This window comes from Paenibacillus sp. AGC31, assembly GCF_057334655.1.
Map to the genome: position 1 here is coordinate 220,340 of NZ_JBHFJH010000028.1, position 18,299 is coordinate 238,638.

At 44.8% G+C, this 18,299-nt stretch carries 9 protein-coding genes; 6 read left to right on the forward strand and 3 right to left on the reverse strand.

What is annotated here, in order from left to right; genetic code table 11:
• The first annotated feature begins 266 nt into the window (after window positions 1–266).
• Complete coding sequence (locus tag ACE04G_RS15315; protein ID WP_221819521.1) at window positions 267–2,894, forward strand: PAS domain S-box protein; 2,628 nt, start codon at window positions 267–269, stop codon at window positions 2,892–2,894.
• A 77-nt stretch (window positions 2,895–2,971) separates the two neighbouring features.
• Here ACE04G_RS15315 and ACE04G_RS15320 read toward each other — a convergent pair whose 3' ends face one another.
• On the reverse strand, window positions 2,972–4,738 hold the full coding sequence (locus ACE04G_RS15320; protein WP_339184743.1) for an ABC transporter substrate-binding protein: 1,767 nt from the start codon (window positions 4,736–4,738) through the stop codon (window positions 2,972–2,974).
• Window positions 4,739–5,066: 328 nt separating this feature from the next.
• On the opposite strand from ACE04G_RS15320, the gene ACE04G_RS15325 reads away from it, so the two are divergent.
• The 3 genes from ACE04G_RS15325 to ACE04G_RS15335 all read left to right on the forward strand — a co-directional run bounded on the left by ACE04G_RS15325 (window position 5,067) and on the right by ACE04G_RS15335 (window position 10,431).
• A complete protein-coding gene (locus ACE04G_RS15325; RefSeq protein ID WP_339184745.1) occupies window positions 5,067–6,302 on the forward strand; it encodes an MDR family MFS transporter in 1,236 nt (411 codons plus the stop codon).
• A gap of 617 nt (window positions 6,303–6,919) precedes the next feature.
• Window positions 6,920–8,665, forward strand: coding sequence for an ABC transporter ATP-binding protein (locus ACE04G_RS15330; protein ID WP_339184748.1), 1,746 nt, complete (start codon window positions 6,920–6,922; stop codon window positions 8,663–8,665).
• On the forward strand, window positions 8,662–10,431 hold the full coding sequence (locus tag ACE04G_RS15335) for an ABC transporter ATP-binding protein (RefSeq protein WP_339184750.1): 1,770 nt from the start codon (window positions 8,662–8,664) through the stop codon (window positions 10,429–10,431). The genes ACE04G_RS15330 and ACE04G_RS15335 overlap by 4 nt, the downstream gene beginning before the upstream one ends.
• Window positions 10,432–10,547: 116 nt before the next feature.
• On the opposite strand, the gene cyoE is transcribed toward ACE04G_RS15335, so the two are convergent.
• Complete coding sequence (cyoE, locus tag ACE04G_RS15340) at window positions 10,548–11,477, reverse strand: heme o synthase (protein WP_036608378.1); 930 nt, start codon at window positions 11,475–11,477, stop codon at window positions 10,548–10,550.
• A gap of 467 nt (window positions 11,478–11,944) precedes the next feature.
• Here cyoE and ACE04G_RS15345 point away from each other — a divergent pair, with 467 nt between their 5' ends.
• Both ACE04G_RS15345 and ACE04G_RS15350 read left to right on the forward strand, forming a co-directional pair.
• Complete coding sequence (locus ACE04G_RS15345; RefSeq protein ID WP_339185392.1) at window positions 11,945–12,865, forward strand: NAD(P)/FAD-dependent oxidoreductase; 921 nt, start codon at window positions 11,945–11,947, stop codon at window positions 12,863–12,865.
• 298 nt (window positions 12,866–13,163) lie between these two features.
• On the forward strand, window positions 13,164–16,403 hold the full coding sequence (locus ACE04G_RS15350) for a bifunctional cytochrome P450/NADPH--P450 reductase (protein ID WP_339184753.1): 3,240 nt from the start codon (window positions 13,164–13,166) through the stop codon (window positions 16,401–16,403).
• Window positions 16,404–16,608: 205 nt separating this feature from the next.
• Here the strand turns inward: ACE04G_RS15350 and ACE04G_RS15355 are convergent, their stop codons facing one another.
• A complete protein-coding gene (locus ACE04G_RS15355; protein WP_449004490.1) occupies window positions 16,609–18,168 on the reverse strand; it encodes a collagen-like triple helix repeat-containing protein in 1,560 nt (519 codons plus the stop codon).
• Window positions 18,169–18,299: the final 131 nt, after the last annotated feature.

Genomic DNA, 18,299 nt, shown 5'->3' on the forward strand with positions numbered 1-18,299 from the left:
TTTTACTAACGATTCCATGTTGCATATGACTTATTATGATATATAATGACAAAAGTCGGGATTCCATTGGATGGATTCCAGGCCTTGTTTGACTTTGTAGACACCAAACTTTTGAAAATATATGTTTCAATAACTCAATTTTTGGGTACTAAGCTGGTATTGTGGTTTTAAAACAAACCGATCCTTTGTGGAACAACTTCCTTCCAATTAAAATTAACTTTCGACTATTTATAACATGAGTTTATATGCCAAAAGGAGAGTTTACAATGCAGGTTCAAAAGGTCGACCATCACGAATTGTTCGAGCAGATATACAACCAAGCACCTATTGGAATTGCACTCGTTGCTCCGACAGGAGAATGGAGAAAAGTGAATCCCGCATTTTGCTGTATGCTGGGTTATACGTATGAGGAATTAACGAAGCTCACCTACCAGGATATTACGCATCCGGATGATTCACCACAAGATGTGATCTATAATTGCGAGCTATTCGAAGGTAAATCGAAAGAGTATCAATATGAAAAGCGTTATATCCATAAAAATGGTAACATCTTATGGATTTCGTTGCATGTTTCATTAGTTCGTAGCGAAATTACGGATGAACCTCTTTACTTCATTTGCCATATTGTTGACATAACTGACCGCAAAATGTCTGAACAAAAACTTCTGCATAGTGAAGAGATGTTCAAACTTATTACAGATCATGCTCAGGAGATCATCTATATTGCAGATCAGGAGGGCGTTTGTCGATTCTGCTCTCCCTCAGTCCAACGTTTGTTGGGTTATTCGCCAGAAGAAGTAATTGGTCAAAATAATGATGCATATTTTCACCCACAAGATGTGGAACGGATCTCACAGATGGACTTGACTAAAGGAAATCTGTTGAATATCAGGGTCCGTCATAAAGAGGGACATTATCTGTGGTTCGAGACCACATACAAGGTCTTTGGTGATGCTGAGCATGGACAGCAGATTCTTTCGATTGGACGAGATGTATCCGAACGAAAAAAACATAAAGACATCAGTGCAGAGGCTGAACGCATCGCTTTAATTGGCAGTTGGGAGTGGGATATGGTCAAAGACCAGATCGCGCTTTCCGATCAGATTTTTGAGATTTTTGAGCTTGAGCGCACCCGTAAATCATACTGTGCAAATGATGTTTTTAAAGTTATGAATGCTGCAGACATAGCTTCTTTACAAGAACAAATGGAATGGGTAAAACAAGGAAAACCGCTTGATTTTGAATACAAGCACAGTAGCTCTGATGGAAGTGAGAAGTATCTTCACTTACGCGGGCTGATCACGCTCGATGAATATCAGCAACCAGTTCAGCTGAACGGAACACTACAGGATATCACTGAACGTAAACGTATTGAATTTAAATTGCAGGAATCTGTGGAGCGATACACTTCACTTAAGAAATATAATCATGACGCCATTATCTCGTTTAACATGGATGGTAATATTATGAATGCGAATCCAGTAGCGGTGAAACTGACGGGTTGTCCCGTGGCTGAAATGATCGATACAAGCATAAGCAGATTTATTGGGGCGAGTAATCTCGGTCTGATCCTGCGCAGTAATAATGAGTTGGCCGAAAAGGAAATCAATGCTGTTCGTCATACGGATGGAACCGAGACAGAAGTCTTGGCTACGCTTGCTCCGATCATTATTAATAACTCTAATGTCGGGTACTACTTGATTGCAAAGGATATTACGGAGCAGAAGAAGCTGCTAGTTGCCAAAGAGACAGCCGAGAGAATGAATAAGGCCAAGAGTGAGTTTCTTGCGATGATGAGTCATGAAATTCGTACACCAATGAACGGTGTAATTGGGATGACGGATTTGCTTCTGGATACCCCTGGTCTTAGCGGGGAACAGAAGGAATATATCGAAATCATCCAGAAGAGCGGAGATTCCTTACTCGCCATCATTAATGATATTCTTGATTTTTCCAAAATTGAGTCAGGCAAAACCGATCTGGTAGATGATCCTTTTGATCTCGCAGAAATCGTCACAGAGACCGTGCAAATCGTAAAACCACTGGCTCGCGAAAAGAAGTTGGATGTTCGTATGTGCGTAGATGACGCCATTCCGACTCCTGTGTATGGTGATGCTTACCGTCTTAAACAGGTACTTACCAATATCATTGGCAACGCGGTTAAGTTCACTTCAGAGGGCGGCGTTGAAATTGACGTTGGCATTAAGGAGAAGTGTGGCAATACCGTACAGCTTTATTTTAAAGTGAAGGATTCGGGTATTGGGATTCCGGTTGAGAGAAAACAACAATTATTTGAGCCATTCTACCAACTGGAGAATTTCATGACTCGCAAACCTCAGGGCACGGGTCTTGGCCTTGCCATTAGCAAAAAATTGGTGGAGCTTATGCAGGGAGATATCTGGATCGAGGAATCGGATGAACCGGGTACAATATTTGTATTTACTGCACGCTTTAAATTAACGAACGGTGAAGAGGGCAACAGGTTAGATCAACAACAGAAAAAGAACAGAACATCCGCTTTGCGGATTTTAATTGCAGAAGACAATGAAGTGAACCAACTCGTCCTTAGCAGAATAATCGAGAAAAAAGGACATGTTGTGGATCATGTCGTGGACGGTGTTGAGGCGGTTGAGGCGGTCAAACACAATGCATACGATATTGTCTTCATGGATGTGCATATGCCAAGACTGGATGGATTCGAAGCGACAAAAATGATTAAAGAATTAAAGTCCTCTGAGGATTGTCCATATATTATTGCGGTGACTGCAAATGCCGTAAGAGGAGACATGGAAAACTGCTTGAAGGCAGGCATGGATGCGTATGTCAGCAAACCGATAAAAATTGAGTCCATTATGCAAGCATTGGAGACCTATTACATCAAAAATAACCTCTGAGCGCGCTAAAATGGATTCATGAGCAAAAAGCTGCTAGCTTATATAAATAGGCTAGCAGCTTTTTTATGCACAAATCTCTAAGGATTTTTGATCCACAATTTGGAGATGTCCAGATAACCGAATTCTGCTACCTGCATGCCGAAGATGCTCTGATCCAGTTCGGCCTGCTTGTTCATGTGACAGCCATGCAAGATCCAGCAGTGATCACGTAGCAAGGTTTCAGCTTCATCCAGCAGCGCAGTACGGTCTGCCCGATGAAGCGTTGCGAAATGATCCAGTTTGTCATCCAATTGAGACTGGAATACAGGAGACATACACATATGAAAATGGTTGGACAGGTTTTTGAAAAAGTGAATCATGCCGTACTGCCAATCTTCCTCCAGGATCTCTTCAGCGAGGATCAATTGCGCGTTTGTGGTTTCCTCTGAGTTGAAATAATCCACAACGGCCTGCATGCTGATGTTCAGACCGATGGACTCTGCCCGACACTGGAACCACTCCGCAACGTCTGCATCCTTATTATGTTTATACGATAATGTTACCGTCTCACCCTGGTACCCACAGTTATGCAGCAATTCACGAGCATGCTCAAGAGAGGCAACGGTCCAGTCTTGGGCTGCACTTTTCCACGGCAGAAAGCTGCTGGCCGGTGTGATCCGATTCCCGCCGAGATCTCGGACAAGCGCGACCGCATCATAGACGATACGCAGGGCTTGTCGAAATGAGGGATGATGATGGATGCCTTCCTTGTGAAAATTGAACAGCATATACTGACAACCCAGCGCCGGATAATTGATACTGTTCGTCTGATCACAGCCTGTTGCGAGACTCAATCGATCTGTCCCCGGTAGCTCATAATAGCGATCATTCGGACTCAGGTCAGGCACAAACCAGAAATGGACTTGATCCAGATGTGGCCGGATGCCGTAGTAAGCATCAAAAGCAGTAAGCTCCAGCACATCCTCATTCAGCTCAGAGATCAGAAAAGGACCGGTACCAATTAATGTATTGGTTACATTGTAATCATAGGGCAGGATTGTCATCCGAATACAACTGAACAGATGCAAGAAGAATCGATTAGGACGATGGAGAACAAACTTGATGCAGTAATCACCAGCTACTTCTGCACGTTCGATATCCCGATATAACCAGATGGACGGACTATGTACATCAATCAATCGTTGCAACGTCGCTTGCACATCCCGGGACGTCATGACACGGCCGTTGTGGAAACGCACACCTTTTCGGAGATAGAAGGTCCATAAGCGATGGTCCTCGCTGCACTCCCACATGTGAGCCAGTGCTGGCAGGAATGATTCCGTCTTGGCATCATAAGTGATCAACGTATTACAGACCTGGCTTAATAGGTAGGTTTCAAATGCAGTATACACAAAGGCTGGGTCCAAATCACCTAACTGGCGTGACCTCATGATGCGCAGAATATCCTGACCAGAGGCAGTTTCATCGTGGCTATGAAATCCCATCTGTTGATGGAGGGAAAGCATGAGCTGTTCTCGCAATGTATCATCCACCTGAACAGTTCCAATGAGTTCAATGGCATCTTTCATTTTGCCTTTACCTAAAAGTTCGGTAAAACTCGCTTCCAGCGCTTCATTCATGCTACGCAGCATCGTTAACGCCGAATGATGTCCACGACCACGCCCGGGCTGCCAATGGATAAAGCCTTGTTCCTCCAATTTTCTAAGAATGAATTTCACATTACGAGGGGTGCAGCACAAGGCAGCGGACAGGCTATCAATCGTTACCGCTACAGGTTCATGAAGTTTGAATGAAAGTTGTTCGGCACCTGCGAGCCTTATAAAGTGTGTATGTAGGGTATCCATGGCCATGACTCCTCTATTAAAGGTGAAAAGTGTGATCATATGTTTACACTTTTCTTTCCCCCTTTTATCCTTACAATTATACATTAGAAGATGTAGTTCAAAAAGTCCGCTTTTGATTACGAAAGATGCCTAAAGGCATCATCAGCATCGAATATGGAATTCAGCCGAAATGTCCGTTGCTCACGTAGTTTTCCCTACGCTCCGCTACTCCATTTCTAGCTTCATCCCATCTTCTCGGTACTGAAAACCGGACTTTTTGAACACTCATTAGAAGAGGCTGTTAAATCACCCCGCATTGAAGCATCTAGAAAGAATAGGAGAAGTTCGCATGAAGCAATATTTAAGACAAATTCACCCCTTGGCATGGACAATTATTATCGGAACCATGTTTGGACGTCTTGTAACGTCAATGAGTATCCCGTTTCTATCCATCTATCTGACACGTGTGCTAGATGCTACACCGACCCAGACCGGTATTACTGTGGCCGTTAGCTCGCTGGCAGGTGTCATGGTCAGCTTTTATGGAGGTTATATTTCGGACCGGATCGGTCGCAAAATTGTGATGTTAATCTCGGTATTTAGCTGGGCAGGTGTGTTTTTCATTTTTTCAGCAGCAGAGCATCTATGGGTGTTCTTTGTTGCCAATACGTTAAACGGATTATGCCGTGCAGTATTTGAGCCCACCTCCAGAGCACTGTTATCGGATATTACTTCTCCGGAGAACAAATTGCTGGTGTTCAACCTCAGATATGCTGCAATTAATCTCGGCGTGGTCTTTGGGCCAATTATCGGATTTCAGCTGGGATCATCTGAATCGACGTTTCCGTTTGTGATCTCCGGCTTGGTATACATAGCCTATGGACTTGTATTATTTCTGCAATTCAAGCTACAGCATGCCAATCTGCCGGAGCGTCACCAGGCTACCGCCCCACGTTTGCGTGAAGCACTCATGACCACTGGTCGCGACCGGGTATTTCTGCCGGTATTAATCGGTACCACATTTTGTGTGCTGGGTTACGGGCATTTCAGTTCCACGTTGGCACAGTACTTGGCAAGGAGTCCGATCTTTGAGAATGGAAGTCAGATGTTCTCGTACATGCTTTCCCTGAATGCCGTGACGGTACTGATTATTCAGTATCCTCTTGTGCGAACCTTCCGAAACTTCCCACCGCTTGTCCCTCTGATTGTGGGTAACCTGCTGGTGGCAACCAGTCTGATGATGGTTGGAATCGCTGAAGGTGTACTCATGATGATGATGAGTGTCATACTATTTACCATTGGGGAAGTGTTGTTGTTCACCATGATGGATATGCTCATTGACCGGATTGCGAAGCCGGAATGGAAAGGGACGTATTTCGGTACCATCGGATTCAATAATATCGGTAGTGTCATTGCTCCTGTCATGGGAGGGGTGTTATTAAGTCAATTTGGAGCGGAGAATGGGCTCGCTGTCTTTCTACCGATTGCACTGACGACTGCCCTGGGAGTACCTTTTCTTCTGATCGCACATAGACGTCTTGTTGTTAGAGAGAAGCAAACCGAGTCCACATCAGTAAGTATGTAGCGAGAATAGAAAAGATTAATGACATGAATTAAATAACAATTCAGTTAAAATTATCTTGACGGATGTTAGTCCAGCGAATACAATAAACAACAAATATGTGAAACGGGTGGGATGATGATTATGTTTATGCCTATACAGATTTCGAATCGATAACTGAATACGCATGAGCATAGTGACATTAATCCAATTTTTTTGCATGATCGCGTTGGGACAGTCATGTTTGTGCACCTCTGTCGTGGACGCTCATCATTATTGCGATGCAGAGGAGATACGGGAAATGCTTTGCATTTCATTCGATCTCTTTTGGCTACAAGCTGTAGATGAACATTAGTTCATCTATGGCTTTTTTGCATGCATTCCACCCAATTCGTTCACATGGAAAGGAGCGTTTGGAGCGTTATTTTATAAAAAACTAACTTGTTAAAAAGGAGAATGTACAATGGTCAATATATGTTCTACATATCAATTATGGGCGGGAAATCCCGATTTTAATGTCATTATGTATGACTCATCCTAGTGGGGGTAACTGCGATCGAAAGGTTATTCTGTCATCATAGTTACAGTGTAATGTTCTTTATTTCATTTGATATAAATAAACCGATAAAGAGGTGGGACCTGTGCCCAAAACAGAGAAAATCTCCATGTCATGGCTGCTGCGTTATCTAAAACCAGTTAAAGGACGGCTGGCCTTACTTTTAATCATGTTGCTCACATCAACGGGGCTTCAGCTCTTGAATCCACAGATTATCAAACGTTTTATCGATACAGCAGCAAGTGGGGGAGTCCTCACCAATCTTGTTCAGCTCGCAGGAATATTTCTGGTTGTTGCCGTGTTTAATCAACTCATCACGGTAGCGGTCAGTTATTTGGGGAACGACGTGGCCTGGCGGGCCACGAATCAACTGCGCGGAGATCTGCTGAAGCACTGCCTGCGTCTTGATATGCGTTTTCATAATGTGAAAACACCTGGAGAGATGATTGAACGTGTGGATGGTGATGTAACGAGTATCTCCAATTTTTTCGCGATGTTCATTGTGCAAGTGATCGGGAGTTTTGTACTGCTGGCCGGAATTCTCGGTTTCATGTTCAGTGTCAATGTGCCCATTGCTTTGGTTATGACCGTGTTTACATTGTTATCGATCCTGTTCATGGTGTTCATACGGAATCTGGGAGTTGACTCTTCCAAAAATGAGCGGGCGGCCAGTGCTTCCCTGTTCGGATTAATTGAAGAACGCATTGCCGGGATTGAAGATGTGCAAGCAAATGGTCATGTGCCGTATGTGATGAACCGTTTTTACCGCACAATGCGCACGGTATTCCGTAAGGGAAGAAAAGCCTGGCTGCTGCGGGTTATTCCGTGGAATACCACTGTAGTTTTGTTTGCTCTGGCGGTCACTGCGGTGCTTTTGCTGGGTGTGCATTATTATATGGAAGGTCTAATTAGTATCGGAACATTATTTCTGATCTACCAATATACACAGATGCTGAATGATCCGATTGAGATGCTTGGAGATCAGGTACAGGAGTTTCAAAAAGCAAAATCAGGCATGCTGCGCTCCAGAGAGCTGTTGTCTATGTATAGTGTGATTGAAGAGGGCACAGAGGAGCAATTGCCGGAAGGACCGCTTGGATTGGAATTCAGTCAGGTGCACTTCAGTTATAACCAGGATAAACCGGTATTGCAGGACATTAATTTTGCTATTAAGCCTGGTGAACGTCTGGGAATCATCGGTCGCACAGGTAGCGGCAAATCGAGTCTTAGTCGTGTTCTTCTCCGGCTGTATAATCTGGATCGGGGCACGATCCGTGTAGGTGGAACGGATATCACAAAGCTTTCATTACAAGCGCTTTATCGCCGCGTTGGCATGGTGACACAGGACGTGCAATTGTTTGATGGCACGCTGCGTGACAATCTGACCCTGTTCAATGAGGATGTATCGGATCAGATGATCAAGGAGACGACGGATCGCCTTGGACTTAGCCAATGGATTAATTCACAACCAGAAGGGCTTGATACGTATCTGGCAGCAGGTGGGGCTTCATTGTCCGCAGGGGAAGCACAGTTATTTGCCTTAACCCGCGTATTCCTGACCGAACCGAGTCTGGTTATTCTGGATGAGCCTTCGTCACGTCTGGATGCTGCGACCGAAAGTATGCTGCAATCTGCAATTGACCAGTTAATGAAACAATCCACAGGAGTCATCATTGCTCACCGACTGGCTACGCTGGAGAAAGTGGACCGGATTATGGTGCTAGGTGATGGGAAGGTACTGGAATTTGGAGCGAGAGAAGAACTTGCCAGTAACCCGGCATCTCACTATGCCAGACTGCTGATTACAGGCCGAGAGGAGGAATTGGCATGACTGTAGCAGGATTTATAGGCCGTTTGTTTCGATTCAGGCCTTTGTTATTTGTAATCAATGGATTGTTATGGTGTATATTTCACTCCTTACCGCTAGCCATTGGTATTGGAATGCAATGGTTTTTTGATCGCACAACAGTGGGGTCCAATGACTACATGTGGCTTGCTGTGCCGCTTATCTTTATTGCTTTGGTCCGAATGGCACGGGTGGGCACATTTTTTGTAGCCTTCTATGCATGGGTTACGTATCTGTATCATGTTCAGGCGATTTTGCGAACCAACATGCTCGCAGCGATCATGCGCTGGCCTGGGCGTAATCTTCCGGCTTCACCAGGAGAGGCGATGAGTCGCTTTCGGGATGATGTCGATGAAGTCGTCGAGTATGTAGAATCATGGGTGGACTTCTGGGGACGACTTGTATTTGCTGTTGTGTCCATCGTCATTATGGCGAACATTAATTGGCAGATCACATTGGTTGCTGTGCTGCCATTGGTGGTCGTGACCTTACTCAACAACCTGTCCGGGAATCGGGCTCGGAAGTATGCACAGGTTAATCGTGAAGCGACTGGGCGAATTACCAGTTTTATTGCGGAAACGTTTGGAGCAGTGCAAGCCCTGAAACTGGGTCAGGCCGAAGAGCATGTCTCTTCACGTTTCAACCAGTTGAATGAAGATCGTCGCCAGGCTGCACTTCGAGACAATCTGTTCAAGCAGTGGATGAGATCGATGAATCAGCATGTTCTAAGTATCTGTACCGGATTGATTCTACTGATGTGTGCAGCTGAGATGAAAGCAGGGAACTTTAGCGTAGGTGATTTTGCCTTATTCACCAGTTATCTGGCCAATATCGGATTTAGCATCTCACTGTTTGGTTATATGGTGTTTCAGCACAAAAGGCTCAAGGTATCCTATGATCGTATGCGTAAGCTATTCCGCCCGGGGGAAGAAGACCAGATCATGGATTCGAGGGAAATCTATCTGTATGAAGATCCGCCGGAGCTTGTAAGTGAACAGAGGGACCCTAAGGAGAAGTTGCAATCTCTTGAGGTGAATAAGCTGACTTATCAATATCCGAATTCTGCAAATGGCATAGAAGAGATCAGTTTCCGTCTGAAACGTGGACAATTTCTTGTTATTACGGGAAGGATCGGGTCAGGTAAATCAACACTTGTACGCACACTTCTTGGACTGTTACCCAAGCAAAAAGGGGACATTCACTGGAATGGAGCAGCTGTTGATCCAGCCACGTTCCTGATGCCGCCTAGAGCTGCGTATACCCCGCAAGTGCCAAGACTGTTTAGTGATACGTTGAAAGAAAATATCGTCCAGGGCAAACAGGGGAACACTGAGCAAGCCCTTGAAAAAGCCATTCGTCTGGCTGTGATGGAGAAGGATATCAAACATCTGGATCAGGGGCTTGAGACCCCGGTTGGTCCAAGAGGGGTGATGCTGTCAGGCGGGCAGATTCAGCGCGCGGCCACAGGACGCATGTTAATGACGGAGGCGGACCTCTTTATCTTTGATGACCTGTCCAGTGCACTGGATGTGGAGACAGAACAACAAGTATGGGAAGGGCTGTTCCAAGAGCCGGATGTCACCTGCATCGCAGTTTCTCACCGCAGGGCAGCACTTTCCAAAGCAGATCACATTATCGTGATGAAAGATGGACGCATTGAAGCTGAGGGAAGTTTGGCCGAATTGCTTGCCACCAATGAAGAGATGCAGCTGCTGTGGCAAGGGGAGCAAACCCCCGCGAAAGTCGGGTAGCTTTGAAAATTTAGAAAAGATAATAAGAAAGCAAAAAAAGCCTTACAGACAACTCATTGAAGAGTACGGTCTGTAAGGCTTTTTATTGTTATAACGAGTGTAACGATGTAATATTTTTATCTCATCATTTGAGCAATCAAGGAATACGCAATGATGACCAGGAAGATAATAGTGATATGGTTAATGGAGAAGATAAACATCCGTTTGGACCATTTCTCTGTTTCTTTCTTATCAAAGGTAGCCACACTAAGAATGAGCCAGGCCAAGCTAACCAGAAATGCCACAATAGCGACAAATGGACTCATCGGCCAGAATAAAAAGCTGGAGATCAGTAACAGTACCAGATACACATTTGTCTGAATGTATGTCCGTCTGATGCCTTTAACAACGGGCAGCATGGGAACACCAGCAGCCTTGTATTCGTCAAAACGGCGAATCGCAATCCCATAGAAGTGAGGCATTTGCCATAAGAGCATCGTAACAACCAATGCCCAGATCTCGAAATGACCCAGTTCAGGTGAAATGGCTGCCCAACCGATGAGTGGAGGCACAGCACCCGAAAGACTTCCCACTTCCGTGTTGTAGATCGTTGTACGTTTGGTCCACATCGTGTAAGGGAACACGTAAAGCAACAGACCCAAAATACCAAATACAGCAGCGGATGGGGAAGCGATGTACAACATGATGCCCCCGATGATGGTGATTGCAATACCGAGAATCAGACCCGACTTGGTATCTACGCGTCCCGTAACGGTAGGACGTTTCTTCGTACGTTCCATGATCGCATCAATATCACGATCATACAAGTTGTTAAACACCCCTGCAGCTCCAATAATGAGAGAAGACCCAATAAAGGAAAGGATGATTGGTACAATATTAGCTAAGATTGAAGCATCAAATACATATAAAGCCAAACTTAAACCCGCAAACATGGCGATCAGGTTGGACTTGATGATTCCGATTTTGATCGTATCGAAGAAAACTTTCGGAATCGAGCTATACTCCAGGCTGATATTGGTCTGTGAACCATTGTTCAATGTTTTCAAGAACTCACTTCCTATATCTATACTTATATATTATGTCGCTATTATACCATTCAATACACTATGTGATTTAATTAACGTTTTAGTATTTAAAATAATGTCATTTGATTGTGAACAATTTAAAAACAAGGTTTTTTTTAATTGTTAAATAATTATTTCTGTGTTACAGGAGAAAATCTAAAAATCCGGGTATAACAGTGATTCAAAGTTTGCTCTGTCATTGTAGTGTAAGTGTAAATAATCTTTTATTCAACTCACACAGGCTGGATTGAAGAAGGGAGTTAAAGATATATGTTGCAAAATGGTTAGGTTTTGTTTATTGTAGATATAAGATATCTTTAATGGTTTTGTTTTGTTAGAGTGTGTTCTTGTAAATCTCCGATATTACTTTCTTAAGAGAAAGCGGAGGTTATTTTTAAAACTAAATTAGAGATATTAAATATCTGGAAAGGGTGAATATTATGAGTAATATGGATCAACTCTTGGATGTACTTATTATTGGTGGAGGACCAGCGGGGCTTAATGCAGCCCTAGTACTTGGCAGGGCCCGCAAGAACGTTGTGGTCATTGATGATGAGACACCGCGTAACTGGGTTACAAGGGAGACTCATGGGTTTGTGACAAGAGATGGGGCAAGTCCACGTGAATTCCGGAAAGCTGCCAAAGAACAGATTGCAGCGTATCCTTCAGTTCAATTTGCATCCGATACAGCAACAGCGATAACAGGTAGCGATGGTGATTTTGTAGTTAAAACTACACAAGGGGCAAGTTATCGCACGAAAAAGATTTTGTTTGCGGTAGGTAAGAAAGACCTTCCCTTGGATATTAACGGATTAACAGAGGTTTACGGTAAAAGTGCGTTTGTGTGTCCATATTGTGATGGATGGGAGTTAAGAGACCAATCGCTGGTCATCATCGTTAATGGAGTTAACGCATTACATATGGCAAAAGTCATATCCGGCTGGACAGAACGTTATACGATCTGTACGAATGGATCAGATTCCTTAACCGATGAGCACCGTGAAGAGCTGAAGCAGCATCATGTTACTGTATTCGATGCACCGATTCAATCCATTGACTCTGAAGAAGGGATGGTACAGCAAGTTGTACTACAGGACGGTACTGCGATTCCATGCACAGGGGTTTTCTTCCAACCGAAACTGTTTACCGGATCAGAACTGCCAAAGGCCATCGGTTGTGAAATTTCAGAGTTGGGAACGGTTATCGTTGATGCTTCCGGCAAAACATCTGTAGCGGGTGTATACAGTGCTGGTGATGCAGCATCCGAGATATATCAGGCAATCACGGCTGCGTCTCTGGGGGCATTGTCTGCGGTAAGCATTAATAATGAATTGAATTTCGAGAACTGGGATGAGCCAAGTCAACATTAGAATAAATTAAAAAGCTTCATAGAATCAAAGCGTCATTGGTTCATACAGTAGGGGATTGCATATGCAATCCTCTATTTGTTGTTATTCAACTTAAACGTTGAACGGTTCAAGTGAAAGTTCCCAGCCGGAAGAAAATTTGATATTAAATTTATTATGGTTTATTGTATTATCAAATGATATATATTGCTATCATTTATAAAATTTTCAAAGGAGAGATCACTTATGAATGAAAGCAGAACAGCCATCATATGGCTAACGAATACCTTGCTTCACGGCGTACAGATAAGAGGTGATCATCATGAGTGATGCAGCTTACATTCCACAGCCAAAAATGTATGGACCACTTGGCAATCTGCCTTTGATTGATAAAAATAAACCAACGTTGTCGCTAGGGGTGCTGGCTGAACAGCATGGACCAATATACCGAGTTACCGTTCCCGGTTATACCGGTTTAATCGTATCTGGGCCAGATCTTGTGGCTGAGTTGTGCGATGTGTCCCGGTTTGACAAGTTTGTATACAATGAACTCGATAATGTACGTGCCTTTGGCGGCGATGGTTTATTTACAAGCAGAACATCGGAGCCCAATTGGAAAAAGGCCCATAACATTCTGCTTCCCACCTTCAGCAAACAGGCCATGAAAGGTTATCATCCCATGATGGTTGATATTGCCGAACAATTGATCAACAAATGGGCACGCCTCAATTCCAACGATACGATTGATGTTGCGGACGATATGACACGGCTGACGTTGGATACCATTGGACTATGTGGATTCAATTATCGATTTAACAGTTTTTACAGACAGGACCACAGTCCTTTTATTGAAAGCATGGTTCGGGCATTAAATGAAGCAATGCAAAAGAGTTCACGTTTGAAAATTCAGAATCTGCTTATGGTCAAAACCAAACGACAGTTCCAAGAGGATATTCAGACGATGTTCTCTCTGGTAGATCAGATTATAGAGGAACGTAAAGCGAGTTCAGCACCCGAAGAGGTCGACTTGCTCGCACGTATGTTGAATGGTAAAGATCCGGAGACTGGAGAAATGCTGGATGATGAGAACATCCGTTATCAGATTATTACGTTTCTCATTGCCGGACATGAAACTACGAGTGGTTTATTATCTTTTGCTCTTTACTTTCTACTGAAAAATCCGGAATCGCTTCAAAAGGCGTATGACGAGGTGGATCAGATATTGGTCAGTGACTCACCACAGTACGAGGAAGTTCTTCAGCTTTCCTATATACGCATGATTCTTAGTGAATCGCTTCGTCTCTGGCCAACAGCCCCGGGATTTGATGTATATGCCAAAGAAGACACCGTCATAGGTGGCAAATATCCCTTGAAGAAAGGGGAAAGTTGCAGTATTCTTCTGCCCCAGCTACACCGTGATAGAGAGGCATGGGGAGAGGATGCGGAGCTTTTCCGTCCGGAGCGATTTGAAGATACGGCGAAAGTGCCTCATCATGCGTATAAACCTTTTGGTAATGGGGAGAGAGCGTGTATCGGCATGCAGTTTGCTTTATATGAAGCAACACTTGTGCTTGGCATGGTCCTTAAACATTTTGAGCTGATCGATTATAGCAACTATGAGTTGGATGTTAAACAGACACTGACATTGAAGCCGGGAGACTTCCGGATCCAGGTGAAAGCGCGCGAAGTGTCACAAAAGACGAATAAGTCTACCAGATCTGTGGAAGAGAAACCTGCTCCTGTTGTTCATAAAAATATAACAAGTGACAGCCAGAGGGGAGAAATCCTGGCCGTTGAAGCAGATGGTAAACCTTCGCTCCTGGTGTTATATGGTTCCAATCTGGGAACGGCTGAAGGCATTGCCCGAGAGCTTGCGGAGAAAGGCCGTTCTTATGGAATCCCAAGTGAAGCAGCCACTCTGAATGAGTGGGTTGGTCGCATTCCCCACAAAGGTGTCGTTCTCATCGTCACTGCTTCGTATAACGGTAAACCTCCGCAAAATGCTACGGCATTTGTAGACTGGTTAAAGGGAACAGAGTCAGAGGAAGCACGGGATGTAAACTATGCCGTTCTGGGTTGTGGAGATCGGAGTTGGTCCGGGACGTACCAGAGCATTCCTCGATGGATAGATGAGAAGCTTGAAGAATGGGGAGGTAAAAGACTGTTATCCCGCGGTGAAGCCGATGCCGGAGGTGACATGGAGAAACAAGTCGAGGCGTGGCAACATATGTTGTGGCCTCAGGTGGTGAATGCTTTGGGGATCAACGAGGAAATGGTAAAGGTATCCATACCAAGCACAAGCAGACTTCACATGGAGTTTGTCCGCGAGAAAACGGATATGCCACTTGCACGAACTTATGATGCCAGCTATGCCACGGTTGTAGTCAATAAAGAGCTTCAGGCGCTGGGAAGTGGAAGAAGCACGCGTCACATCGAAGTGTTACTGCCTGAAGGCATGAGTTATAGAGAAGGCGACCATCTCGGCGTGTTGCCTGGCAATCAGAAGCAGAATGTGGATCGGGTACTCAGTCGGTTCGGACTACGTGGGGATATTCCGATCCAACTAACTTCGGACGTCAGCCATCTTACACACCTTCCACTGAACAGACCCGTCAAGATTCATGAGTTACTCACTCACTGTGTGGAATTGCAGACACCAGTTTCCAGAACACAGTTGCAGGAGTTAGCTAATCATACGGTATGTCCACCTCATAAGCGTGAACTGGAAGGCATGTTGGACGAAAACAGCTACAGGGATGATATTCTTGCCAATCGAATCACCATGTTGGACCTGCTAGAAAAGTATGAGGCGTGTGAACTGCCATTCGAAAGGTTCCTTGAACTATTGCCACCGCTCAAGCCCAGGTATTATTCAATATCCAGCTCGCCAAGCCTGATTTCCGAGCAAGCGAGCATAACCGTATCGGTAGTAAGAGAGCCTGCATGGAGTGGCAAAGGCGAATACCAGGGAGTTGCTTCATCGTATCTCGCCGGTTGTCCATCCGGAGAACGTATTCTGATGTTTGTACGTACGCCGGAATCCGAATTTTGTTTGCCGAAAGAGGCTGACATACCCATGATCATGGTGGGACCAGGGACGGGGGTTGCACCGTTCAGAGGTTTCCTCCAGGCGAGAGCTATCATGAAACAGAGAGGTTTGCCACTGAGTGAAGCGCATTTGTTCTTTGGGTGCAGGAATGATTCAGATTTCATATATCGTCAGGAGCTTGAGCAATACGAAAGGGAAGGGATCGTTAAGCTACACACTGCTTTTTCTCGTGCGGAGGGCAAGCCCAAAACGTATGTACAGCATCTAATGAAAGAGAATTCCGAACAGTTAATTCACATGCTGACGAACAAAGGAAAACTCTACGTATGCGGGGATGGAAGCCAGATGGCTCCTGCGGTAGAAGAGACTTTGCAGCAAGCATATCAGGAGGTGCAGGGAGCAACGATGCAGCAAGCGAAAGACTGGCTCATTCAGCTTCAGGCCGAAGGACGCTACGTGCAAGACGTGTGGGCAGGTAAACGAACGGTTGAATCCTCTCAACTTATCTATTAAAACTTAAAATGAAAGAGTAGTTTCAACTTCAATCAGTTGATGGTCAAACAGGTTATACATGGACCGTGATCTACGGAGGTTATGTAACCTATTAATTAATAATGAAATAATACTAATCATCCAAAAACAGCCGTTCGATCTGGAGTTTCACATCCAAATCAGCGGCTGTTTTGATTAGGTGTTTTGTAAGAACGAGTACTGATTCTTATCTGGAATCCTGAATCGTTGCTGTACTGTTGTTGGCGCTCAGGGCGGAAATCGGATCGAAAGGCGGCCCTGTTATTGTACCTACGAGCAGTGCAATATCTACCGCATTGACCGGACTGCCCCATGAATTTCCAGAGAAGACCATAACGGCCTGGTCATTAACAAATCCTCTCGTATTATAAACAACATTGCTAATAACTTCCCCAGTTGTATTAGGGTTAAAGTAGGCTGGCTGACGTAGGGAATAAAAAATATTGTTTTGTACAAGCAAGCCGGTCATATTACCGATTTGGGTCACGAGACCTCGATTGACAACCCAACCTGAAGAAGGGCCAGCTTGAGGAGGACCGAATATCGTATTATTTATTACGGTATGATTGGTTCCGCCTAATTGAATAAATTCAACAGCATAAGGATTATCACTCGTGATCGTTAATCCGTCTACAGTTACTCCACTTCCAATGATGGTGAAAGGGATAACAGCAGCTTGTAACAGGATGATCGTACTAGGATAGCCTTTTAGAGTTATTCCTGCTTTATTAATGGTAATGTTCGCAGTGATTGGGTATGTGCCACCAAGAATATGAACGGTTCCTGTTGGAGATACCGCGGTTACACCTTGTTGAATCGTTCCGAAAGGACTGGCCTGTGTTCCGTCCCCGCCAACTGCACCTTGCAAAACATATACATCAAAGGGATTGGGCTGCACTGTGCCCGTAGCGCCCGTAACACCAGTAGCTCCAGTAGCTCCGGTAGTTCCGGTAGTTCCGGTAGTTCCAGTGGCTCCGGTAGTTCCAGAAGGTCCAGAAGTTCCAGTAGCTCCGGTATCTCCTGTTGCACCAGTAGGGCCTTCTGGACCGCCGGATGGACCCGTATCTCCCGTTGCACCTGTAACTCCTGTAGAACCAGAACTACCTGTAACTCCGGTAGGGCCTGTTGAACCAGTCACGCCTGTGGCTCCAGTGATGCCAGTCGCTCCAGTTACACCAATCGTTCCCGTATCTCCAGTGGCGCCTGTCGGACCTGTAACTCCTGTTAAACCCGTGATCCCGGTATCTCCGGTAACTCCGGTAGGGCCTGTAATGCCTGTAGGTCCAGTAGGACCTGTTGCGCCAGTATCACCGGTCGTCCCTATGACTCCAGTGAGACCCGTGGCACCTGTGGAGCCAGTGCTACCTGTCGTCCCCGTAGCTCCATTAAAATTCTCGCTGCCAAATAATTCGGAATAAACGAGTCGGTGAGCAGCAACCAAAGAGCCGGCACTGTTTTTCCCCCAAAAAGAAACCAAAATGTCCTCAGGGGCTGCTCCTGTAACTGTAATAACGTATTCGAAACTGTTAAGATCGGCAAAATAAGTTCGTGTAGCAACCGCACCGGGTAAGATTGTGAATTGCTCACTTACGTATAAAGCTCTGCTTGTAATTAATGAATATCCCTGGACAAGTATAGTTGCGGCGTTCACGACACTTTGATTTTCAATTTTAATGGAAACGATCTGAGTTGGCCTTACCCCATTTACGGGGCTATTATCAATAGGGCCAGTTAGCAGGATTGCCAAATTTCTCACTCCTTTTCTCAAAAATCGAAATTAAGTGTGACTCACACTGATGTATGTTTATTCGAAGACAGGGAAAAGTTCCCTACTTTCTCAGAATCAAATGTATAAAAGGTAATAATTAAAAAAGAGGA